The sequence below is a fragment of the Simplicispira hankyongi genome (assembly GCF_003570885.1).
Classification (GTDB): domain Bacteria; phylum Pseudomonadota; class Gammaproteobacteria; order Burkholderiales; family Burkholderiaceae_C; genus Simplicispira; species Simplicispira hankyongi.
The window spans coordinates 756,305-779,450 of sequence record NZ_QXJC01000001.1 but is presented as its reverse complement, the minus strand read 5'-3'; the positions used below and the strand labels follow the sequence as shown (position 1 = coordinate 779,450).

The 23,146-nt window shown below is 62.7% G+C and carries 17 protein-coding genes and 2 riboswitches; of the genes, 10 read left to right on the top strand and 7 right to left on the bottom strand.

What is annotated here, in order from left to right:
* Positions 1 to 10: 10 nt before the first annotated feature.
* The gene (gene rraA, locus D3F03_RS03480; protein WP_199665399.1) at positions 11 to 535 is read left to right on the top strand and encodes a ribonuclease E activity regulator RraA; all 525 of its coding nucleotides are present in this window, start codon (positions 11 to 13) and stop codon (positions 533 to 535) included.
* Between the two features lie 209 nt (positions 536 to 744).
* Here the strand turns inward: rraA and D3F03_RS03475 are convergent, their stop codons facing one another.
* Together D3F03_RS03475 and D3F03_RS03470 are read right to left on the bottom strand one after the other, a co-directional pair.
* Positions 745 to 2,955 (bottom strand): AsmA family protein, encoded by a 2,211-nt coding sequence (locus tag D3F03_RS03475; RefSeq protein ID WP_119107935.1) that lies wholly within the window; start codon positions 2,953 to 2,955, stop codon positions 745 to 747.
* A 125-nt stretch (positions 2,956 to 3,080) separates the two neighbouring features.
* Entirely contained in the window at positions 3,081 to 3,638 is a 558-nt protein-coding gene (locus tag D3F03_RS03470; protein WP_119107934.1) for a hypothetical protein, read from the bottom strand.
* Positions 3,639 to 3,819: 181 nt separating this feature from the next.
* Between D3F03_RS03470 and D3F03_RS03465 the strand changes: the two genes are divergently transcribed.
* Positions 3,820 to 4,743, top strand: coding sequence for a pseudouridine synthase (locus D3F03_RS03465; protein ID WP_245960482.1), 924 nt, complete (start codon positions 3,820 to 3,822; stop codon positions 4,741 to 4,743).
* Positions 4,744 to 4,814: 71 nt separating this feature from the next.
* On the opposite strand, the gene D3F03_RS03460 is transcribed toward D3F03_RS03465, so the two are convergent.
* From D3F03_RS03460 to gcvT, 5 genes are all read right to left on the bottom strand, one after another.
* Entirely contained in the window at positions 4,815 to 5,483 is a 669-nt protein-coding gene (locus D3F03_RS03460; protein ID WP_119107933.1) for an RluA family pseudouridine synthase, read from the bottom strand.
* A complete protein-coding gene (locus D3F03_RS03455) occupies positions 5,476 to 7,650 on the bottom strand; it encodes a PAS domain-containing hybrid sensor histidine kinase/response regulator (RefSeq protein ID WP_119107932.1) in 2,175 nt (724 codons plus the stop codon). Before D3F03_RS03455 ends, D3F03_RS03460 begins: the two co-directional genes overlap by 8 nt.
* A gap of 201 nt (positions 7,651 to 7,851) precedes the next feature.
* Complete coding sequence (gene gcvP, locus D3F03_RS03450) at positions 7,852 to 10,734, bottom strand: aminomethyl-transferring glycine dehydrogenase (protein WP_119107931.1); 2,883 nt, start codon at positions 10,732 to 10,734, stop codon at positions 7,852 to 7,854.
* A gap of 74 nt (positions 10,735 to 10,808) precedes the next feature.
* The gene (gene gcvH, locus D3F03_RS03445; RefSeq protein WP_119107930.1) at positions 10,809 to 11,183 is read right to left on the bottom strand and encodes a glycine cleavage system protein GcvH; all 375 of its coding nucleotides are present in this window, start codon (positions 11,181 to 11,183) and stop codon (positions 10,809 to 10,811) included.
* A gap of 88 nt (positions 11,184 to 11,271) precedes the next feature.
* A complete protein-coding gene (gene gcvT, locus D3F03_RS03440) occupies positions 11,272 to 12,405 on the bottom strand; it encodes a glycine cleavage system aminomethyltransferase GcvT (RefSeq protein ID WP_119107929.1) in 1,134 nt (377 codons plus the stop codon).
* Positions 12,406 to 12,451: 46 nt separating this feature from the next.
* Positions 12,452 to 12,579, bottom strand: a riboswitch (glycine riboswitch).
* A gap of 13 nt (positions 12,580 to 12,592) precedes the next feature.
* Positions 12,593 to 12,693, bottom strand: a riboswitch (glycine riboswitch).
* A 231-nt stretch (positions 12,694 to 12,924) separates the two neighbouring features.
* Between gcvT and D3F03_RS03435 the strand changes: the two genes are divergently transcribed.
* The 8 genes from D3F03_RS03435 to D3F03_RS03400 all read left to right on the top strand — a co-directional run bounded on the left by D3F03_RS03435 (position 12,925) and on the right by D3F03_RS03400 (position 23,114).
* A complete protein-coding gene (locus tag D3F03_RS03435; protein WP_119107928.1) occupies positions 12,925 to 13,383 on the top strand; it encodes an Lrp/AsnC family transcriptional regulator in 459 nt (152 codons plus the stop codon).
* A 22-nt stretch (positions 13,384 to 13,405) separates the two neighbouring features.
* Complete coding sequence (locus D3F03_RS03430) at positions 13,406 to 14,326, top strand: LysR family transcriptional regulator (RefSeq protein WP_119107927.1); 921 nt, start codon at positions 13,406 to 13,408, stop codon at positions 14,324 to 14,326.
* A gap of 317 nt (positions 14,327 to 14,643) precedes the next feature.
* On the top strand, positions 14,644 to 15,468 hold the full coding sequence (locus D3F03_RS03425; RefSeq protein WP_425453067.1) for a putative hydro-lyase: 825 nt from the start codon (positions 14,644 to 14,646) through the stop codon (positions 15,466 to 15,468).
* 11 nt (positions 15,469 to 15,479) lie between these two features.
* Entirely contained in the window at positions 15,480 to 16,445 is a 966-nt protein-coding gene (locus D3F03_RS03420) for a TRAP transporter substrate-binding protein (protein ID WP_119107925.1), read from the top strand.
* Between the two features lie 104 nt (positions 16,446 to 16,549).
* Positions 16,550 to 17,062 (top strand): TRAP transporter small permease, encoded by a 513-nt coding sequence (locus tag D3F03_RS03415; protein ID WP_119107924.1) that lies wholly within the window; start codon positions 16,550 to 16,552, stop codon positions 17,060 to 17,062.
* A 16-nt stretch (positions 17,063 to 17,078) separates the two neighbouring features.
* Positions 17,079 to 18,380 (top strand): TRAP transporter large permease, encoded by a 1,302-nt coding sequence (locus D3F03_RS03410; RefSeq protein WP_425453088.1) that lies wholly within the window; start codon positions 17,079 to 17,081, stop codon positions 18,378 to 18,380.
* A gap of 102 nt (positions 18,381 to 18,482) precedes the next feature.
* Positions 18,483 to 19,448 carry a TRAP transporter substrate-binding protein gene (locus tag D3F03_RS03405; RefSeq protein ID WP_119107922.1) on the top strand — a complete coding sequence of 322 codons (966 nt, stop codon included), beginning with the start codon at positions 18,483 to 18,485 and terminating at the stop codon, positions 19,446 to 19,448.
* A gap of 3 nt (positions 19,449 to 19,451) precedes the next feature.
* Positions 19,452 to 23,114 carry a hydantoinase B/oxoprolinase family protein gene (locus D3F03_RS03400; protein ID WP_119107921.1) on the top strand — a complete coding sequence of 1,221 codons (3,663 nt, stop codon included), beginning with the start codon at positions 19,452 to 19,454 and terminating at the stop codon, positions 23,112 to 23,114.
* The last annotated feature ends 32 nt before the right edge of the window (positions 23,115 to 23,146 follow it).

The window sequence follows — 23,146 nt, the reverse complement described above, 5'->3', positions numbered from 1 at the left end:
AACCCGACACATGGCAGACGCTGCAATGTCCCCTTTCCCATTTTTTTCAACCTGCGACTTCTGCGACCTGCACAAGACAGACGACAGCGGCGCTTTTCGCGTGCTACCTCCGAGCTTGTCATCGTTCGGAGGCAAGCGCGTATTCGCCGGGCCTGTGAGCACAGTCAAATGTTTTGAAGACAATGCTTTGGTAAAGGCTGCGCTCGACACGCCCGGCGAGGGCCGCGTTTTGGTGGTCGACGGTGGTGGCTCGCTGCGCCGCGCTCTTGTGGGGGGCAACCTGGCGGCTGCGGCTGCGGCGAATGGGTGGGCCGGCGTCGTGGTCGACGGCTGTGTGCGCGATGCAGCAGAACTGGCGGCTGCGTCAGTGGGGATTTGCGCCCTCGGTCTCATGCCCCTGCCAACCACCAAACGTGGCGAAGGGCAGCGCGATGTCGCGATTCAAGTGCTTGGGGTATCGGTGCGTCCTGGTGATTGGCTGTATGCCGATCAGGACGGCATAGTGGTCAGCACTACTGCGTTGCACGCCCCCTGAGTGCTGTGCCAGAGCGGCACCAGCACTTGCAAGGCACCCATGGCGCTGGTTGTGCCCCTCTCATCCCGTCGCCTGGGGTGACGGACCAGAAACCGTTTGGCCGACGAGCGCTCGCATGCGGGTCAGCCGCCCCGAAGCCTTGTCCGTGGTGGGCACTGCATGCTGTGCATGCAGTCCAGGGCAAGTGGCTAACGGCTAACGGCTAACGGCTAACGGTAGTCCGAATATTTGTGTGCATGGGTTATTGGCTTGGGCTTCGCACCTTCTGGCCCCACCTTGACCGCCTCATCGGCGCGGGCAAGCAGCTGGGCACATTCGGCATCGTCTTCTGCCGCTGGGACCGTGATGGGCACAAGTGCCAGGGCTGTGGGTGCCGCGACCGCGGCGACGATTGCAGCACCAGCACGAGCCAGTAAGGGGCCTGCCTCAAATCCCACCTTGGGATCGATGAAGGGGCCGCGTACGGTGAGTGGCGTGCGCAGCGAGAAGAATTTCCATTGCAACGATTCAGGTTTGACACGCAGGTTGATGTATTCATGCCCAAAGTCAACCGTTCCGACCGCCTCGACTACCGCCTCGTTGGTGCTCAATTTGACCGAGCGCGTTTGGGCCATGCCGTTCTTGATGCCAAAGTCCGCCATGGCGCAACGCAGTTTCACTTCCTTGTCAGCGCCAAACAGCTTGGTGACAATTACGCTGCCCAAGTTGAGCGCGGCCAGATCCAGGAGCTGCTTGCTTAGTGTGCCGTCACGCACATACAGGCGCGCCTCGCCAGAGCTGCTGGCGAGCATGCTGGCAATGGAGTCCCCCCTGCTTGCCAGAGCCAACGCGCCGTCCATACGACCGAGGCTCTTGTCCATCAATGCCACTTTGGGAAACAACGCAGACAGTTTAAGGCCGTCCACCGTCGCATGAATGCGGGCATTCAGAGGGTCTGTATGGCCATCAAGGTCCACTTGGGTATCAATCCGCCCTTTGGCTACGCCGAAGCGCAAGGGGTTCAGGTGCAATGTGCCGTTCTTGAGGGTGGCACGCATACTCAGGTTGTCCAAGGGCAGAGACGATGGGCCCAACAATTTTTCGCCGAGAAAGGCGATGTCCAGGTCCATTGCCCCCCAGCGATCTGTTGCGAATTTGGTGTTGGGCAGAACCTTCCCGGGGCGGGCAGTTTCCTTTTTGTCTGATTCTGTGCTTTGGGTCGTGCCAATGATGGGGCCGAGATCCGCCAAGCGGAGTTTTTTGGACTTCAATTGCCCCCTCAAATGCGGCCGAGGTTGCCCGGAGGTGTAGGTGAGATGCCCTTCCAGGTCGCTTTCGCCCACGGTGCCGGAGAAGTCCTCGTAATCCCACGTTGCGTGTTCTGGCTCCAGGCTGCCGACCAGATGGCCACTGGTCTTGTAAGGTGGCGTATTGGGAAGCACGAGCCCTGTCAGCCCGTAGAGATCGGCCATGGAGTCGCCCTCGAGCTGCACCTGCAAATCGACGCCAGAGAGCTTGCGGGGGTTGGACACAGTGCCTCGCGCCTGCGCGCGCGTGTTCCCGGCACGCACTTCGAAGTCCACGGGGTATTCCACTGCTGCATCGCGCAATGACAGCAACTGCCCCACACGTCCCCAGCCTTTAAGTTTCGCATTGCGGAAATTGCCGCTCATCTCGACGCGCAGCCCATAGCGGGCACTGTCCTCGTCAGTCGATGCCGTTTTGTCTTGCTCTTCAATGGCGGCGCGCAGCGCCAGCTGCTGCATTTGGTCGGTGTACGAGAGGCGGGCCTGGGTAAGCCCCAGCTGTCGCACGTCTACTCTCCAGGGATTGGGCTGTGCCGTATCGGCTTCCTGCGTCTGGCGGGGAAAAGTCCAGTTGTTTTCGCCATTTTTCTTGCGCGCAAGCGCTATGTCGGGGGCAGAGAGCATCAGCGTGTCGATCAATACCACGCGTCCCAGCAAGGGCAGCAGCCGCAGGCTTGCGCTGGCTTGCTTGACTTGCGCCATGAGCGGTTGTGTGTCGGCAGCCCCATCCTTGCGGGCAGGTGGGGCCAGGGAGGGTGGCTGGGAGCGCGTGCTTGGCGCATCCAGGGAGCCAAGATCGCCAAAATGCTTGCGATTGGCCAGTTCCAGATCCCTTGCCTGAACCAGAAGTCCCGGAACCCAGTGGCGCCACCCGGTGTCCAGGGGCTGGGGCCAGATCCAGTGGGCCTCAAGATTTCCCTTGATTTCAAAATGCCGGCCACTGGCTGCACTGACCTGTTCATTGATCCATGGCCTGGCCCGGTTCCAGTCGATCAGGTGCACCGCCAGCAGCGTGGCGAACGGCAACACCAAGGTGGCCGCGCACAGCACAAGCGCAGCGCGCAGCCAAAGGAGACGTGCCAGGGCAGGGCGTTGCGGTGACGGCGGAGCGCTTGGGGGGTCGATGGTGACCATAGGCCCGCTATGCTACGGCGGCCCCAGCAGGAGTTGGCGCGTAGGCGAGGTTTGCCGCCCTTGTCCTACATCAAGACCGCTATACCCCGTCGTTCATGTATTGCGCAGGCAAGCAGAACATACTGCTACAGCACTGCAAAAAGTTTTTCTCGCAGTTCTGGCAGGCGCTTGTGACCTATTGAATTGGATTCCAGTGCCTGGGCCCAAGCGTGGTACACCTCGCGCAATTCACTGCTGCTCTTGCAGTTGTAGATCGACTCGATCAGACTGATACGGTTGTGGTGTCCGAAGATGTTGTTGACGGTATTGGTCATGAAATTGCGCGCCATTTCCATTTCCTTGGCGCTGCGCGATTCTGCTGGTGGCAAAACGGCCAGCCAGTCGGTGGAGGCAGGAGCAAGCATGGATGCCTCGGCCGCAGAGCCGGTTGCCGGGGAGGCCTTCGCTGGCAGCACAGCCTTCATTTCTACGCAGTCGCGGTCAAGGAGTTCGTTCAGGTATTGCGCAAGCTCGTGCCCGGCCACAAAGGGCTCCAGGTCGTGTCCGGTGCGGCGTCCGTCAATCAGCACCAGCAGCCGCCGCGCCAAGGGGCTGAGTCCCAGCGAACGCGAGGCGATTTCTTGCTGCCCGGTGGTGGTTTTGGAGAAAATGGCGGAGCGTAAGTCGGTGGGGGTATCTGGCATGAAGCCGGGATCCTTGAAAAAGCGGAATTTCTCTCTCGATAGTGATCTACGGGATAGGGACTGCACACTGGGGTTTTTACCGATTTTGCGGAGAGATACCAAGAAAGCGGGTGATTGACCGTTCCTTGCCGCCGCAGGGCTACAATTTTTCGGCCCTCGACAGGCCTATCTACCCAACGCCATGCAAAAAAACCGCCGCCCAGCTGTACTGCCGATGCGCGATGGTGTGAGCCCGAGCTGTGTGGTGCTGCCTTCCAAAGGGCATGGATTGGCGTTGGATTTTCTCTGCGATCGCATTCCCAAGGTCTCCCGTGCCGACTGGGAACGGCGTATGGCGGCGGGGGAAGTCGTGGATGAGCACGGTCAAACGGTGCTCCCTGTAAGTTTGTTTGTACCCGGTCTCAGGTTGTTCTACTACCGCAGCCTGGCGAGCGAGCCCCGACCGCCGGACGCAGAAGTCGTGGTGTACCGCGATGCCCACCTATTGGTGGCCGACAAGCCGCACTTCATGCCGGTCACGCCCTCGGGCCGCTATCTGCACCACAGCCTGCTCGTGAGGCTCAAGCGGGCCTACGGCTTGAGTGAGCTCTCGCCCCTGCACAGGATTGACCGGGACACCGCGGGCCTGGTCCTGTTTTCGGTGCAGCAGGCCACACGTGGCACCTACCAGGCGCTGTTTCGCGAGCGCTGCATCGACAAGGAATACGAGGCCATTGCGCCCATCTGGCCGCACGGGACGCCGCCACGTGAGCGCGCCAGCCGCCTTGAGGAAAGCCCGCAGTTTTTTCGCATGCACGAGGTAAGCGGTCCGGCCAACAGCCTCACGCATATCGATGTGTTGGAGACGGGCACTGATTGGGCACGTTACCGCCTGCGGCCGGTCACGGGCAGACGCCACCAGCTGCGCGTGCACATGGCGGCGCTTGGTCTGCCGCTGCGCAACGACGCGTTCTACCCCGAAGTGAACGACCCGCCGGAGGGCGATTGGTCTCGGCCCTTGCAGTTGCTCGCGCGTTCGCTGGCCTTCACCGACCCCTTGACGGGGGACGCCAGGTTTTTTGCCAGCCAGCGGTCGCTATTGCCACTGGGCGATGGTGGTGCCTGAGTCCATTCCTTAGTGCTACTAAATTGATATCTGGAACCGCTTACCTGGTAAGCGGTAGAGGCCGAGAACACCTAAAACTCTGGCGCCGAGGTGAACTGCAGTGGTTCCGCGGTTCGCGGATGCGCGAAAGCCATTCGCGTGGCATGCAGCAGCAATCGGGGGGCGCTGGCCGCGTCGCCGTACAAGGCATCACCCAGGATGGCGTGGCCGATGGCCGACAGGTGCACGCGCAGCTGGTGCGTGCGCCCTGTGAGCGGTGCGAGTTCCAGCCGAGTGGCATCGCTACCTTGGGCCGGTCCGAGGATGCGCCACTGGGTTTGGCTGGCTTTGCCCAGTGCGTGGTCGATGACGCGCAGCGGGCGGCGCGGCCAGTCTGCGGCGATGGGCAGGGAGATGGTGTTCCAGCCGCCATCCGCTTGCGCTGCGGGCCCGTCGTGCGGTCTTCCGTGCACGATGGCCTGGTAGCGTTTGTGAACCCGCTGCTCGGCAAATGCGGCCGACAGAAGGCGCTGCGCCTCGGGATTGCGTGCCATCACCAGCAGCCCAGAGGTCGCTTGGTCCAGGCGATGCACCACCAGTGCGCCCGGCCAGCGCTGACTGGCACGCTGGCTCAGGCAGTCGCTTTTGTCAGGCCCGCGCCCTGGCACGCACAGCAGGCCGGAAGGCTTCTCCAGCACCAGCAGGTCCGCATCTGCGAATATGGCGACCACGTCTGGCGGTGGTGCCTGCGGTTCAGGCATCGCCACGCACCAGGCGCTGCACGGTGGTGCAGAGTTCTTCGACGTCGTTGGGTTTGTGCACCAGCGCGCGCGCGCCAGCGCGGATCGCCGCTTCTTCGATCTCTTGCGTGACGTAGCCAGAGGCCAATGCAACCGGCAGATCGGACCGCAGCCTTTGCGCCTCGCGCAAGAGGTCCAGCCCGGAAAAGCCCGGCATGTTGTAGTCGGTCACCAGCAGGTCGTATTTCCAGGGCGCTTCCGCCAGGGCCGCGAGGGCGCCGCGCGGATCGGTGAATCCGCTCACCTGGTAACCGCGCCGGCGCAGGAGGCGCTGCACCAGAAAGACCAGCGCCTGGTCGTCGTCCACGTACATGACATGGTGAGGAGTGCCCGTGCGCGGCGCCTCGGCCACCAGCGGCGCGGGGGTGCTGGCAACGAACTCAGGCGCCTGTGCCTCGTCTTCGGCTGCGGGGAAGTAAAGAGTGAAGCAGCTTCCTTCGCCCAAGGTGGCGCGCACATCCACAGCGCCTCCGTGGGCGCGCATCACGCCATGCACGACGGCAAGACCGAGCCCTGTTCCCTGGCCCACGGGCTTGGTGGTGAAGAACGGCTCGAACACGCGCGTCAACGTATCTGCATCGATGCCCGGGCCATTGTCGTGCACGATGATGGCCACATAGCGGCCCGCTGCGAGACCCAGGCGCTCGCGAACGCGGGCATCGGGTTGGGCCGGGTGGGCTTGTACCGTGACGTGGCCGCGGCGCCCGGTCATCGCCTGGATGGCGTTGGTGCACAGGTTGAGAACGGCCTGTTCAACCTGTGTCGCATCGGCCAGTATGGGGGGCAGGGCGCTGGACGCGCGCACCTGCAGTTCAACCGTGGGCGGTAGCGTGACCCGCAGCAGACGCTCGGTGTCGTGCAGCAGCGCCTCCAGGCGAACCGGTGTTCGCCGAGGTGGCTCGTTGCGGCTGAAGGTGAGGATTTGGCGCACCAGGTCGCGGGCGCGGCGGCCGGCTTTGGCGATTTCGCGCAGGCTTTCCTGCACAGGAGAGTCTGGGGGGCAATCCGCCCGCGCCAGCTCCACGTTGCCCAAAATAGCCCCGACGATGTTGTTGAAGTCGTGCGCAATACCGCCGGCCATGGTGCCGATGGCCTGCATCTTGTGCGATTCGCGCAGTTGCAGTTCCAACTCGCCACGCCGCTCCTCTGCACGCTTGCGCGCCGTGAGGTCACGGGCAAACACAGTGGTGGTCTCGCCGTCGGCGTGCTGCTCGAACGAGACGCTCACCTCCACGGCCAGTTCGTGTCCGCTTGCGGTGCGCGCCGTCATTTCACCCAGCAGGGCCTGTGTGGTGAGCGGTGCAAACAACAGCGCCTCGGCCGCCTTGGGCAGAAAGCGCTCGAGCGGGCTTCCCAGGGCGTCGCTGACCGCGCACTGAAACAGCGCGGCAGCCGTGGGGTTGAACACGGTAATGCGCTGGTGCCGGTCCACGCACACGATGGCGTCGAGCGCTGAGTTGATCACGGCCGCCAGGCGCTTTTCACCAGCGTAGAGCTGTTCGTTGCGCTGTTGAAGCTCTCTTGTGCTTTGTTGCAAGGCGCGGCGCTCGGCCAGCAGCGGCCCCTGGTCTACCAGGGCGCAGAGGAACTGGTATTGCGAGAGATTGTTCTCCTGTGGCGTCTCGATGCGCGCGATGTGCAGGTCGCCCGTGATGTGCGTGGTCTCGCCAATGCGAAATACGACTTCGGTTGCTTCGGCATGTCCTTGCGCCGCCGCCTGCGAAAACGCGTGCTGCACGCGCTGTGCGTGTGCAGCATCCACAAAGGGCATGAGCGCAGTCAGCGGGCGATCGCCTTCGCCTGGCTGAAACGAGCGGTGCGCCATGGGATTGGCCTGAACCACCATGTCGTGTGCATCGATCACCATGAGTACCAGTGGCACACTGGCAAACAGCGCTTCGAAACGCTCGGATGCACTCTCGGCTGCGGCCTGGCTGTAGCGCAGCACCTCGTTTTGCGCCTTCAGTTCGGCCTGGGATTTGCGCAGCTCCGCGATCAGGCTGGCGACAGAGCCGGCGGGGCGAGCGTCGGGGTTGCGGCGCTCTGACACCGGCCAGTCCTGTGCTTGCGGCGGATACGCAGCCGGATCGGATTTGCGCAGCAGGTAGGAGAGATCAGGCTCATTCATGGGGCAAGCACCCGTGGCGCAGGCGCGCACGGGCGGCGGGCATGCGAGCGAGTGTACGCGGGAGCGCTGCGACGCGGCTGGAGCGGCTTTGGTTCAGCGCCCCGAATGCCATCGGGCCATGGCGGGCTCCGACTGCACCAACGCATACCGTGCCGAGGGCTGGCAGGCCAGGCAGGCGCGGGTGGGGCGCATCGCGCGGGGCTATTCGGCAGCGCTGACCGGAATGCAGCTACAGAACAGGTTGCGGTCGCCGTACACGTTGTCCACGCGGCCCACGCTCGCCCAGTATTTGTTGCTGCGCAGGGCCGCGACAGGGTAGGCCGCCAGCGCCCGGGGATATGGGTGGTCCCAGGTTTCAGACACCAGGCTGTGGGCGGTATGGGGCGCATTCTTGAGCGGGTTGTCGTCGCGCGGCCAGGCGCCCGATTCGATCTGGCGGATCTCGTCACGGATGGCAATCATGGCGCCAATGAAGCGGTCCAACTCGAACAATGTCTCGCTCTCGGTGGGCTCGACCATCAGCGTGTTGGGCACGGGGAACGAGAGCGTGGGCGCGTGAAAACCGTAGTCGATCAGGCGCTTGGCCACGTCTTCGGCCATCACGCCGCTGGTGTCCTTGAGTTGCCGCAGATCCAGGATGCATTCGTGCGCGACGTGACCGTTGGCCGATGCATACAGCGTCGGGTAATGGGGTTTGAGGCGTGCGCTGATGTAGTTGGCCGAGAGGATGGCCACTTCGGTCGCGGCCTGCAGGCCGGCGGCGCCCATCATGCGGATGTACATCCAGGAAATCGGAAGGACCGCCGCGTTGCCCAGCGGCGCGGCGCTCACCGCGCCCACGCGCCCAGCGATACCGCCTGTGGCATGGCCTGGAAGGTAAGGCACCAGGTCTTCCACCACGCATACCGGCCCCACGCCCGGCCCGCCGCCGCCGTGTGGGATGCAGAAGGTCTTGTGCAGGTTGAGGTGGCTCACATCGCCGCCAAATTCCCCCGGTGCGGCAATGCCGACCAGCGCGTTCATGTTGGCACCATCGACGTACACGCGGCCCCCGTGTTGGTGCACCAGGGCGCACAGCTCTTTCACCTGTGTTTCAAACACGCCGTGCGTGCTGGGGTAGGTGATCATCACGCAGGCCAGGTGGGCGCTGTACTGCTGGCATTTGGCCGCCAGGTCAAGCATGTCGACATTGCCGTTGGCATCGCACGCCGTGACCACCACCTGCATGCCGGCCATCTGTGCGCTGGCCGGGTTGGTGCCGTGCGCGCTGGCCGGAATCAGGCAGATATGGCGGTGCGCACCACCGTTGGCGGCGTGGTAGGCACGGATGGCCAGCAGGCCGGAGTATTCACCCTGCGAGCCGGCATTGGGCTGCAGGCTGACGCCCGCGTAGCCGGTGGCCTCACACAGCCAGGCGCGCAGCTGCTCATCGAGCAAGCGGTAGCCTTCCAGTTGGTCGGCGGGCGCGAATGGGTGAATGTTGGCAAATTCCGGCCAGGTGATGGGCACCATCTCGCTGGTGGCGTTGAGCTTCATGGTGCAACTGCCCAGTGGGATCATGCTGCGGTCCAGCGCCAAGTCCTTGTCCGAGAGCTGGCGGATATAGCGCAGCATCGCGGTCTCACTGTGGTGGGTGTTGAACACCGGGTGCGTGAGAAAGGCGCTGCCGCGGCGAAGGGCGGGCGGAATCAGCGGCTCAACGCCGTTCTCGAATGCGCCGAAGGAAGGAGTCGCCTGCCCATCCTTGGCGAAAATTTTCCACAGCAACTCAATATCGGCGCGGGTAGTGGTCTCGTCGAGCGAGATGCACAGCCAGTTTTCAAAGTAAATTCGCAGGTTGGCGCCCATGGATACTGCGCGAGCAGCTATTTCTTTGGTAGCGCCATCGGTCTTGAGCGTGACCGTGTCGAAGGTCGCCTGCTCGCGTACTGGCGCACCCAATTGCTGCAACCCGCGGGTCAATATGGCCGTGAAGCTCGCCACGCGCTGCGCAATGCGCGAGAGGCCCTGTGGCCCGTGGTACACGGCGTACATGCTGGCCACCACGGCTGGCAGCACCTGCGCGGTGCAGATGTTGGAGGTGGCCTTTTCGCGGCGAATGTGCTGCTCGCGCGTTTGCAGCGCCAGGCGGTAGGCGGGGTCGCCATGCACGTCCACGCTCACGCCTACGAGGCGGCCGGGCATGGAGCGTTTGAAGTCGTCGCGGCAGGCCATGAACGCGGCGTGCGGGCCGCCCGCGCCCATGGGCATGCCAAAGCGCTGCGTGCTGCCAACGACAATGTCGGCGCCCCATTCGCCCGGTGGGGCAATCAGCGTCAGCGCCAGCAGATCGGCAGCCACGACAAAGGCAGCTTGCTTGGCATGCACCTTCGCCACGTCGGCGCGCAGATCGTCGATGCGGCCGCTGGTGGCGGGGTACTGGGCCAGCACGGCAAAGTAGTCGCCATCCAACGCGGCGTTCCATTCTTCGAGCGAATTGGCCAGTACCACCTCGATGTCCATGGGCGCGGCGCGCGTCTGTAGGACTTCAATGGTTTGCGGGTGCGCGTCGCCGGCCACGATGAAACGCATGCTCTTCGATTTGACCGAGCGGCGTGCCAGCGTCATGGCCTCGGCCGCGGCCGTGGCTTCGTCCAGCATCGACGCGTTGGCCACCGGCATGGCGGTGAGGTCGCAGACCATGGTCTGGAAGTTGATGAGCGCCTCCATGCGCCCCTGCGAAATCTCGGCCTGGTAGGGCGTGTAGGCCGTGTACCAGGCGGGGTTCTCCAGCACGTTGCGCAGGATGACGCCTGGCGTGTGCGTGCCGTAATAGCCCTGGCCGATGAAGCTGCGCAGTACCTGATTTTTCCCGGCGATGGCCTTGAGTTCTGCCAGCGCATCCGCTTCGGTGCAGGCGGGCGGCAAATCCATGGGGGTGCGGCGCGCAATGGAGCGCGGCACGATGGAGTCGATCAGCGCTCGGCGCGAAGCTTCGCCAATGGCCGAAAGCATGAGCGCTTCGTCTTCGGCGTCAATGCCGATGTGGCGGGGCAGAAATTCGGCTGCGTTTTCAAGCGCGCGCAGGGCAGGGGTGGAAGTCATCGGCGTGGACAGAAAAATAGAGCTTTCGCCCGCGCGGGCTGCGCAGGCGAAAGCGGGGGAAACGAGGGAGTCGCTCAGGCGCCCTTGGTGAAATTGGCGTAGGCCGGCTCATCCATCAGGGCATCGAACTGCGTCAGGTCGCTCACGCGCACCCGGAAGAACCAGCCCGCGCCCAGCGGGTTGGTGTTGGCAAGCGAGGGGTCGGCGCGCAGTGCTTCGTTCACTTCCACCACCTCGCCGGCGACCGGCATGTAGACGTCGGCGGCGGCCTTGACCGACTCCACGACGCCAGCCACCTCACCCTGGGCAAAAGTGGCACCCACTTCGGGCAGGTCGACGAACACCACGTCGCCCAGCGCGTCCTGTGCGTGCAGCGTGATGCCCACCGTGGCGGCTTCGGGGTTGCTGATGTTCACCCATTCGTGGTCGCGCGAGTATTTGACGGTCATAAAAATGCTCCAGAAAAAAGCTTGAAGAAAGAGGACCGGCCACTGTAGCGGTCGGTGTCGCAGGGGGCAATGCGGAACTGCCGCAGGGTTACCCGCGGAAATAGCGTGCCGGGACGAACGGCATGGCACCGACCTGCATCGGCACGGGCTTGCCGCGCACCATGGCAAACAGCTGGGTGCCGGGCGCTGCGTAGTCCGAACTGACATAGGCCATGGCAATCGGCTGGTTCAGCGTGGGGCTCAGCAGGCCGCTGGTGACCTGGCCGACTTGCTGGCCGTCCATGTTCTCCAGGACCGCTGGCTCGCGCACTGGCACGCGCTCGGTAGCGATCAGGCCGACGCGCTTGCGGATAAGCAGGGTTGGGTCGTCGATTTGCGCCAGCACCTTTTCGGCGCCAGGGAAACCGCCAGCGCGCGCCCCGCCCGTACGGCGCACCTTCTGGATGGCCCAGTTCAAGCCCGCTTCGCTGGGGGTGGTGCTGGTGTCCAGGTCGTTGCCGTAGAGGCACAGGCCGGCCTCCAGTCGCAGCGAATTGCGCGCGCCCAGGCCGATGGGCGCAACTTCCGGCTGGGCCAGCAGCGCACGTGCCAGGGCCTCGGCCTCGTTCGCGGGCACCGAAATCTCAAACCCATCCTCCCCGGTGTAGCCACTGCGCGTGACGAAGCAGTCGGTGCCAGCGACGGCAAAGTTGCCGCCGGTCATGAAGACAAGTTGGTCGATGCCGGGTGCCAGCCGTGCCATCACGGTGGCCGCCTGCGGGCCTTGCAGGGCGAGCAGGGCGTGGTCTGGCAGGGGCTGCACGGTGCAGCGCTGGCCGATACGCGCCGTGATGTGGGCGATGTCGGCCACCTTGCAGGCGCCATTGACGATGACGAACAGGCTGTCGGCGCTTTCCTTGAAGAACATCAGGTCGTCGAGGATGCCGCCCTCGTCGTTCAGCAGCAGGCCGTAGCGCTGTTTGCCTACCGCAAGGCCGATCACGTCCACGGGAATCAGTGTTTCAAAGGCAGCCGCAGCGTCGGTCCCGGTCAGGCGCAACTGGCCCATGTGCGAGACGTCAAAAAGGCCCGCCGCCGTGCGCGTGTGGCGGTGCTCGGCCATCAGGCCGGCGGGGTACTGCACGGGCATGGAATAGCCGGCAAACGGCACCATGCGCGCGCCAAGCTCCAGGTGCAGGGCGTTGAGCGGCGTGGTCTTGAGGTCGGTAGCAGGAGCGGTCATGGGCAGATCTCGGGGCAAATGCGGGCCGCGGCCCGGAGGCCACGGAATTTGCCCTGCTGTCCGCTTTACCTGAGAGATTCACCCCATCGCCCTGGCTGGCCGTGCGGCTTGCTCCTTCGGTGGGCCGGTGGCGCTGCTCTGCGCAGCGCCCGGCCTCTCTCCAGCAAGGAAACGCCCGCATCGCTGCGGGCGGTTGCCAGTCCTTTTGCCTGAGCGTTCGGTGAACCTGCGCCTTCGGCGGCGCCGCAGCCCCGGTGCGGGGCGGGCGCTCTCTCCTGACCTGTGGAATTCTACGGCAGGCGCGCAGCAGGGGATGACCAGCCAGCAATTACCGGTCTGACTGTGCCCTGGCTAGTGGTAACCAGCCAGGGCCCCGGCAGTTCGTGCGTTCCGGTAAGAGCGCCTTGATGTCCACAGTGTGCCGGCAAGCTCGAAGAAGAATTTGCTAAATTTCCGTCAATTATCTGAATTTGAAGAATAATTTTTTCTCTCTAAGAGTTTTATTGGATAATTTTTTGTATGGATCGACTTGATAGAAAAATTCTCGCTGTGCTGCAGGGCGACGCCCGCGCGAGTCTTCAAGAGATTGGCCAAGCCGTGGGCCTGAGCCCCTCGCCGTGTTGGGGCCGCATCAAGAAGATGGAAGAGGCCGGCGTGATCGAGGGCTACACCGTGCGCATCAGCCCGCAGGCGCTGGACTTGGCCGATACGGTGTTGGTGCAGGTCACGCTCGACAGCCATTCCGACAACACGCTGGAGAAGTTTGGCGAGACCCTCGCCAGCATTCCCGAGGTGATCGAGGCGCATCTGGTCTCGGGCGACTATGACTATTTGCTGCGTGTGGTGGTGAAAGATACGCGCGATTACGAGCGCCTCCTGCGCGAAAAACTCTACAAAATCAAAGGCATACGGCACAGCCGCTCCAGCTTCGTCCTGCGTACCTTGAAGAAGGCCGATCTTCCCCTGGAAATCTATTGACCCTGCATTGCCTGAAACCGCCATGAATTTGCGATTTGTTGAAGCCTTCTATTGGGTCGCCGCCCTCAAGAGCGTGACGCGCGCGGCAGACAAGTTGTTTCTTACGCAGTCGGCCATGTCGAGCCGGGTGGCAGCACTGGAAGACGAGTTGGGTGTCGTTCTGCTTGACCGCCGGGACAAGCAGTTCAAGCTGACCGTAGCAGGAACACGTTTTCTTGTGTATGCCAAGCGCATGCTCGAACTGCAGCGACAGCTCAAAGCCGAAATGGGCTCGGGCGCGCCGCTGGAGGTTTCGATTCGTCTTGGTGTCATTGAATCCGTTCTGCATTCCTGGTTGATCCCGTGGGTGGAGCAATTGCGCAGTGACAACCCGCTGCTTGAACTGGAACTGACGGTGGAGACGACCCCTGTTCTTCTGGACCAGATCAGGCGCGGCATGCTCGATGCCAGCTTTGCGGCGCTGCCGGTCTCGGGCGATGGAATACGCACGCAGGCGCTCGCGCCCATGGAAATGGTGTTTGTCGGAAATCGCAAACTGCACAGAAAACGCAGCTATGCGCTTGGCGACTTTGCTGCGACCGATATTCTTACGTTCCAGCGTGGCTCGCAGCCGCACGTGTATCTGCTCGATCTGTTCCGAAATGCGCAAGTGGAACCGCGCTGCGTGCACGCGATTTCATCCATTTCGGCAATGGTGCAGCTCGTGCAGGCGGGATTTGGGGTAGCGACGCTGCCTCGGCAAGCGGTGGAGCGAATGCTGTCGTTTCCAGACCTGCGTGCACTGCCTTGTGAGGTAACGCTCAAACCGCTACCGATTCATTTGAGCTACCACGAAGATCCTGCGTCCGCCGCTGCAGAAACGGTGGTGCGTTCTGCGTTGGCGTTCATTGACGCGCACAAGCTGTTGACTGCGCTGGACACCTTGCCTGTTCAGAACAAGTAGATCCGGCGGCGTGATGCGCACGGCCCCGGTCTGCTGCCCTGGACGTTGCATCGCAAAAGGTGTCCGACGTTCTCGCAGATGGCACGCCGAGCCCTTGCTTCTGGTTTCGCCGTGAGCCTTTGAAAACCTCCGTAAAAACCCTCAGAGAAAAACCTAGGGATATCCCTAGGTTTTTCTCTGAGGTAGGCCGCTCCTCTGTAATGCATCGAAAAAATCGATGCATTGACAAGAAATTTTTGAGTTTGCCAGCGCGATTCCAGGCCAACACAATCCGCCCAACGTCATGCATTTGACTTCTCTCAATGCAAGGAAATACGGTGGATTCAACTCAAGAACAAGTGCTTGCGGTCTTTGGAGCCGAGGGCAGCAGCAACCCGCATCAGGTACGCGACGCCATCCGCCGGGGCCTGTGGACCTCGCATACCAGTGGTCTGGCAGACGGCCACGTGCAGGGCAACGTGGTCATCCTGCCCAAGGTGCTTGCCTGTGATTTTCTGCGGTTCTGTCAGCGCAACCCCAAGCCCTGTCCGGTGTTGGCCGTGAGCGAGCCCGGCCAGTTCACCCTGCCTTCGCTGGGTGAGGGCATCGATATCCGCAGCGACGTGCCGCTGTACCGCATCTGGCGCCATGGAGAGCCAGCGGAGGAGGTCGCGGACATTGTCAGCGTCTGGCGGCCGGACCTGGTCACCTTCATCCTCGGTTGCTCGTTCTCCTTCGAGTACGCGTTGATCGAGGCTGGAATTCGCCTGCGCCACGTCGACGAAGGCAAGAACGTCGCCATGTTCCGCACCAATGTGCAAACCGTGCCGGCCGGCCCCTTTGGCGGGGCCATGGTGGTGACCATGCGCCCCATGCCTGCCGCCGATGTGATCCGCGCCGTGCAAGTCACCTCGCGCTTTCCCAACGTGCATGGGGCACCGGTGCATATCGGTGACCCGGCGCTGATCGGTATCGCCGATCTGGCCCGCCCCGACTACGGCGACGCCGTATCGCTGATGCCTGGCGACATCCCGGTTTTCTGGGCCTGCGGGGTGACGCCGCAGTCGGTCATCCTGAATGCGCAGCCGCCTTTTTGCATCACGCATGCGCCGGGGTGCATGTTGGTCACCGATCTTCTTAACCACCAGCTAGCCAGTTTTTAAAGGAGATAGACATGAAGAAATTTGCACTGTGCATGACGGCCGCCCTGAGCATGTGGGGCGCCCACGCCGAAGTGAAATGGGACCTGCCGACCGGCTACGGGGCCAACACGTTCCAGACGGAGAACGTGCAGCAGTTTGCCAAGGACGTCGACAAGGCGACAGGTGGACAGCTCAAGATCACACTGCACCCCGGAGGTTCGCTCTACAAGGCGAATGAAATCAAGCGAGCCGTTCAAACGGGTCAGGTTCCGGCCGCCGAGTTCATTCTTTCGGGGGCATCGAATGAGAACCCGCTGTTCGGTATCGATTCTGTGCCGTTCCTGGCAACCAACTATGCCCAGTCCAAGCGGCTGTATCTGGCGGCCAAGCCCGCGCAAGACAAGCTGCTCGCCTCGCAAGGCCTGAAGGTTCTGTTTACCGTGCCGTGGCCGGGCCAGTCGCTGTATTCGCTCAAGCCGGTGACCACCCCCGCCGATTTCGTCGGAACGCGCATGCGTGCCTACAACCCGGCCACCACCAAAATCGCTGAAATGCTCAAGGCGCAGCCGGTCACGATCCAGCTCTCGGAACTGGGACAGGCGCTGGCGACCAATACGGTCCAGAATTTTCTGACTTCGAGTGCGAGCGGTGTCGAGTCCAAACTGTATGAGCAGGTGAAATATTTTTATCCGGTCAGTGCGTGGTTGCCGCGCAATGCCACGGTGGTGAACATCAAGGCGTTCGAGGCGCTCGACAAGCCTGCACAGGAGGCGGTCATGAAAGCTGCCGCGGACGCGGAAGCACGCGGTTGGGCCGCCAGTGAAAAACTCGATTCCGAGTACATCAAGGAGCTGGGTGCCAAGGGCATGGCGATTGGCGAGCCCAGCGATGCCATCAAGAAGACCCTCGCCGATATCGGCGAGAAGATGACCGCGGACTGGATCAAGTCGGTCGGGCCGGATGGCAAGGCCATTGTCGACGCCTATCGCAAGCCATAGAGCCACCAACGCTGCGGGTGACATTCGCGAGGCCCGCAACCCTGTGCTTGCAGCGCAGGACCAGCGAAAACCAATACGTTTATTCAGCGGCAAGGGAGCACGCGATGGACCACTTCGTCCGAAATTTCTACAGGCTGCTGATGGTGCTCTCAGGCATCTCCATGGTGGCAGCCTTTGTCATCGTCATCTTGGGCGTCATTTCACGCGAGGTGCCGTTCATTGCGATCAATGGACTGGATGCGTATGCGGGATATGCCATTGCAGCGGCGCTGTTCTTTGCGCTGCCAACAACGCTGGTGAACGGCGACCACATTCGCGTCACCTTGGTTATCAACCGCCTGTCGCCAAGAGGCCGGGGAATATTCGAGATCGGTTGCCTGTTTGCGGCAACTGCTCTTGCATTGTTCGTTGCATGGTATGCGTGCCGGGCGGTCTGGATCTCCTATATCACCCACGACGTATCGCCTGCTGCAGACGCGTCGCCGCTGTGGATTCCGCAGATCAGCATGGCCATCGGTTGCCTCGGCTTCGTACTGTCTTTTGTGCATGCGCTGCTGCTGCGTTTGCGGGGCGGCGCCCTGATTGCCGAAGGCGGCGAGGCCGCACGTACCGAATAGCCTGACAGGAACACCCATCATGGATTTGATTATTGCCGTTGCGCTCGTTGTGCTGCTGTTTGCAGTGCTGGGTTCGGGATTGTGGATTGGCCTGTCGCTGTTGGGCGTGGGGCTGATCGGCATGGAGCTTTTCACCAGCCGTCCGGTGGGCGACAGCATGATGCTGACCATCTGGGGCTCTACGTCGACCTGGACGCTGACCGCGCTTCCCCTGTTCTTGTGGATGGGCGAGATATTGTTTCGAAGCCACCTTTCGGACAACATGTTCAAAGGGCTGGCGCCTTGGCTGGATCGGCTTCCCGGCCGGTTGCTGCACACCAACGTGGTGGGCTGCACCATTTTCGCGGCGATCTCAGGTTCCTCTGCCGCAACCTGCGCCACCATCGGAAAGATCACGCTGCCGGAGTTGAAGAAGCGCGGCTACCCCGACGACATTTCGGTGGGGACCTTGGCTGGTGCCAGTACGCTGGGCCTGTTGATTCCGCCTTCCATCATCATGATCGTGTACGGCGTAGCGGCCAACGTGTCCATCGGCAAGCTTTTTCTGGCCGGCATCATTCCAGGTCTGGTTCTGGGGGCCCTGTTCATGGGTTACATCGTCGTCTGGGCCTTGCTGAACAAGGACAAGGTCCCCGCGCCGGATGCGCCCACCACCTTCGTGCAAAAGCTGCATGCCTCGCGCTTTCTGATTCCGGTGGTGTCGCTCATCGTGCTGGTGCTCGGCGGTATCTACACCGGCATTGCTACCGCCACCGAGGCCGCTGCGCTGGGGGTTGCAGGGTCTTTGTTGCTGGCCACGATCGAGGGCTCGCTGAGCTGGGAGCGCTTCAAGGACGGACTGGTGGCCGCATGCCGCGTCTACTGCATGATCGGTCTGATCCTGGCAGGGGCCGCGTTTCTTACGCTCTCCATGGGTTTCATCGGCCTGCCGCGACACCTCGCGGAATTCATTGGTTCGCTGCATCTGGCACCTTTTGCGCTGATGGTGCTGCTGGTGATCTTCTTCATCGTGCTCGGCTGCTTTCTGGACGGAATCTCCATGGTGGTGCTGACCATCGCCGTGCTGCTGCCCACCGTGCAGGCGGCAGGGTTTGACCTGCTGTGGTTCGGCATCTTCATCGTGCTGGTGGTGGAGATGGCGCAAATCACGCCGCCCGTGGGCTTCAACCTGTTCGTGCTGCAGGGGCTCACCCGGCGAGAGGTGACCTGGATTGCACGCACCGCGATGCCGCTCTTCTTCCTGATGCTGGTAGCCGTGCTCATCACCTACTTCGCACCCGACATCGTGCTCTGGCTGCCACACCAGATGCAGAACTGAAGACGTTTGCAAGACCCGGCGCAAGGCGCAGAGCCTCTGCCAGCGTGCGCGGCGGTGGCGCCCACGGACGAATCGCCCGACCCTTTTCACAAGGAGCTTTGCATGAAAGTCATCTTGATGGCGGCAGCGTTGTTCGCTGTTCCTGTCCTGCATGCGCAGACCCAGTGGCAGCTGGCTACCGGCTATGGGGTCAACACGTTCCATACCCGCAACCTGGTGCAGTTCGCGAACGATGTCGATCAAGCTACCCAGGGCGGCTTGCGCATCGCTGTGCACCCGAACAACACGCTGGTGAAACTGGCCGAGATTCCGAAAGCGGTTGAGAGCGGCAAGGTGCAGGCGGGCGAGGCGATCATGACCAGCTTTGTGGGCGAGGTTCCGATCGCGGGTGCCGACGCCGTGCCGTTCGTGGTTCGTACCTATGCAGACGCCAGGCGCATGTGGCAGCTGCAACGGCCGCTGATCGACGCGCATTTCAAAGCAATCGGCTTGAAAGCCCTGTACGCGGTGGCGTGGCCACCACAAGGGCTCTTCTCCATCGCACCGGTGCGCAGCAAAAGCGATTTCCAAGGGACACGCATGCGCACCTACAACCCGACCACGGTGCGCATCGCGGAGCTGCTGGGTACGCAACCGGTGGATGTTCCCATGGTGGGCGTCCATCGCGCGCTGTCCGCCAATCGGCTCGATTCGATGATCACTTCCGCTTTGACCGGTGTGGAAAACGAGGTCTGGGGAAAGATCAAGTACTACTACGACATCAATGCCTGGTTCCCCAAGAACATCGTGTTTGTGAACCAGAAGGCCTTCGACGCACTGACGCCGGCCATGCAGCAGGCGCTTGTGACGGCCGCCGCCGATGCCGAAAAGCGCGGCTGGGCGATGAGCCAGGCCGCCGCCGAGGCGTCCGTTACAGAACTCCAGCACAACGGAATCCAGGTGGAGCGCGTACCGCCTGATTTCGATGCAGATCTCAAGCGCCTGGGAGAACGCTTTTCCCGTGAATGGGTAAACAGCGTCGGCTATGAAGCCACCAAGATTTTCATTCCTTATTACTTCGAACGTTGAACCATGGCTCTCAATACCACGCAAACTTCCTCCTCGACCCATGCCAGCCGCTGGCAGTTCTGGATAGACCGAGGCGGTACCTTTACCGATATCGTCGCCAAGGCTCCCGATGGTTCTCTGTTCACCCACAAGCTGTTGTCGGAGAACACCGAACAGTACCGGGATGCGGCTGTGGCGGGCATACGCCACCTTTTGGGGGTTGCACCTGGCCAGCCAGTCACATCCGATCTGGTCGAGTGCGTGAAGATGGGAACCACGGTTGCCACCAATGCGTTGCTGGAGCGCAAGGGCGAGCGCACCTTGCTGGTGACGACGCGCGGGTTTCGCGATGCGCTGCGCATTGCCTACCAGAACCGGCCACGCCTATTCGACCGGGAGATTCACCTGCCTGAACTGCTGTACAGCCAAGTGGTCGAAGCCAAGGAGCGTGTCGGCGCGCACGGCAAAGTGCTGGAGGCGCTGGACGAAGAGGCGCTGCGTGCCGACCTGACCGGCGCCTACGCCAGTGGAATCCGCAGCCTGGCCATCGTATTCATGCATGGCTACCGGTATACGGAGCATGAAACCATCGCCAAGCGGCTCGCGCAGGAGGTTGGATTCACGCAAATCAGCACCTCGCACGAAACCAGCCCCATGATGAAGTTCGTCAGCCGGGGCGATACCACGGTGGTCGATGCCTATCTCTCACCCATCTTGCGGCGCTATGTCGATCAGGTGGCCAGCGAAATGCCCGGAGTCCGGCTGTTCTTCATGCAGTCGTCCGGTGGCCTGACCGACGCCAACCTGTTCCAGGGAAAGGATGCGATCCTGAGTGGCCCTGCCGGTGGCATTGTGGGCATGGCGCGCACGGCAGCCATAGCAGGGCAGGGGCGGGTTATTGGCTTCGACATGGGCGGCACATCGACTGACGTGAGCCACTATGCAGGCGCCTTTGAGCGCGAGTTTGAAACCCATGTGGCTGGCGTGCGCATGCGTGCTCCCATGATGAGCATCCACACGGTGGCTGCCGGTGGGGGGTCGCTGCTGACATACGACGGCGCGCGTTTCCGCGTTGGACCCGAGAGCGCAGGGGCCAACCCGGGTCCGGTCAGCTACCGCCGCGGGGGGCCGCTCGCTGTGACGGATGCGAACGTCATGGTGGGCAAGGTCCAGCCCCGGTATTTCCCCAAAGTGTTTGGTGCAAATGCCGACGAGGCGCTAGACGCAGACGCCGTGCGCGCCAAATTTGCTGAACTGGCGGCCACCACCCACCGCAAGCCCGAAGAAGTGGCGGAAGGCTTCATCCAGATCGCGGTCCAGCAGATGGCCAACGCGATAAAGAAGATCAGTGTGGCGCGCGGGTACGACGTAACGCGCTACACGCTGCAATGCTTCGGCGGCGCGGGTGGGCAGCACGCGTGCCAGGTGGCCGATGCCTTGGGCATGTCGCGCGTGTTTGTGCATCCTTTGGCGGGCGTTCTGTCTGCCTACGGCATGGGTCTGGCGGACCAGACAGTGATCCGTGAGCAGGCAGTGGAGATGCTGCTCGATACCCAGAATCTGCCGCTGATCGCGGAGCGACTCGAAGCGCTGGGCGCATCCGCCCAGACCGAACTGGAGTCCCAGCAGGTGGGGAACAACCCAGTCGCCGTCCACCACAACGTTCACGTGCGTTATGAAGGCACGGATTCGGCTCTGATCGTGCCGTTTGGTGATATCGACTCGATCAAACAGGCGTTTGAGGCGGCTTACCGGCAGCGTTTCGCGTTCCTGATGCAAGGAAAGCGCCTGGTGGTGGAAGCGGTATCCGTGGAGGCCGTGATTGCCGGCGACGCGCCCGAAGAGCCGAGGATGGATGTGCACCCTGAGCGCGCGGTGCCGCTGCGCGAGAAAGCGCCCATGTATTCCGGCGGCCAATGGCACCAAGCGGCCTTGGTCGTGCGCGAGGACCTGCGGCCTGGCGACGTGATTCCCGGACCAGCGATCATTGCCGAGAAGAACACCACCACCGTGGTGGAGTCCGGCTGGTCGGCCCGCCTGACGGACCGAGACCACCTGGTGCTCGACCGTGTCGAGGCGCGCGCCCTGCAATACGCCGCCGGGACCACGGTGGACCCGGTGCTGCTGGAAGTGTTCAACAACCTCTTCATGAACATTGCCGAGCAAATGGGCCTGCAACTGCAGAACACCGCCTACTCGGTCAACATCAAGGAACGGCTCGACTTCAGCTGCGCGCTGTTCGATGCCGTAGGCAATCTGATCGCCAATGCGCCGCACATGCCGGTGCACCTGGGCTCCATGGGCGAGAGCATCAAGACGGTGATTCGCGAGAATGCTGGACGCATGCACCGGGGCGACGTGTACATGCTCAACGACCCGTACCACGGAGGCACGCATCTGCCCGACGTGACGGTGATCACGCCGGTGTATGTATCGGACGCGAACGCGCCCACGTTTTACGTGGGAAGCCGCGGGCACCATGCCGATATCGGCGGCACGACCCCAGGTTCCATGCCGCCGTTTTCCACCCGCATCGAAGAAGAGGGCGTGCAGCTCAACAACGTCAAGCTGGTGGACCGTGGCACTTTGCGGGAGACCGAAGTGTTGGCGCTGCTTGCCACGGGCGGTGGCACCACGCCGTACCCCAGCCGAAATCCCGCGCAGAACATGGCGGATCTGCGCGCGCAGATTGCAGCCAACGAAAAAGGCGTGCAGGAACTCACCCGCATGGTGCAGCAGTTCGGCCTGGACGTCGTGCAGGCTTACATGGGTCACGTGCAGGACAACGCCGAAGAGTCGGTGCGACGCGTCATCACGCACCTCAAAAGTGGCCGCTTTACGCTGCCACTGGACAACGGCGCGCAGATCAGCGTGTCGATTGAAGTGAATGCCACAGAGCGCAGCGCGGTGATTGACTTTTCCGGCACCAGCGCGCAGCAGGCGAACAACTTCAATGCGCCTCGCGCGGTGTGCATGGCGGCGGTGTTGTACGTGTTTCGCACATTGGTGGAGGACGATATTCCGCTCAATGCCGGCTGTCTCAACCCACTCGAGGTAGTCATTCCGCAGGGCTCCATGCTGAACCCCAATCCTCCGGCTTCCGTGGTGGCGGGCAATGTGGAAACGTCCACCTGCATCACCAATGCCCTGTTTGGTGCGCTGGGCGTGATGGCGGGCAGCCAGCCCACCATGAACAACTTTACCTTTGGCAATGCGCAATACCAGTACTACGAAACCATTGCCGGCGGCAGTGGCGCTGGCGCCGTGCTGGACGCCAATGGAGCGGCCTTGCGCGGCTTTGACGGTACCGGCGTCGTGCAGACCAACATGACCAACTCGCGCCTGACCGACCCGGAAATTCTGGAGTTCCGCTTCCCGGTGCTTCTGGAGAGCTTCGAGATCGCCCAGGGTTCGGGCGGTGCCGGGCGATGGACCGGTGGTGATGGTGGCGTGCGCAGGCTGCGTTTCCTCGAGCCGATGACGGCCAGCATTTTGTCCAACGGCCGAGTCCATGCTGCTTTCGGCATGGCCGGCGGGGCGCCGGGCCGCCCTGGCGCCAACCGGGTGGTGCGCGCCAATGGCGACATCGAGGCGCTTGGCCACATCGGTGAGGCTGAGATGGCTGCGGGCGATGTCTTTGAGATCGCGACGCCTGGCGGCGGCGGGTTCGGCGCGCCAGGTGCTTGAGTGTCTTGCGAGGAGGGCGCCTTGTTCGCTGG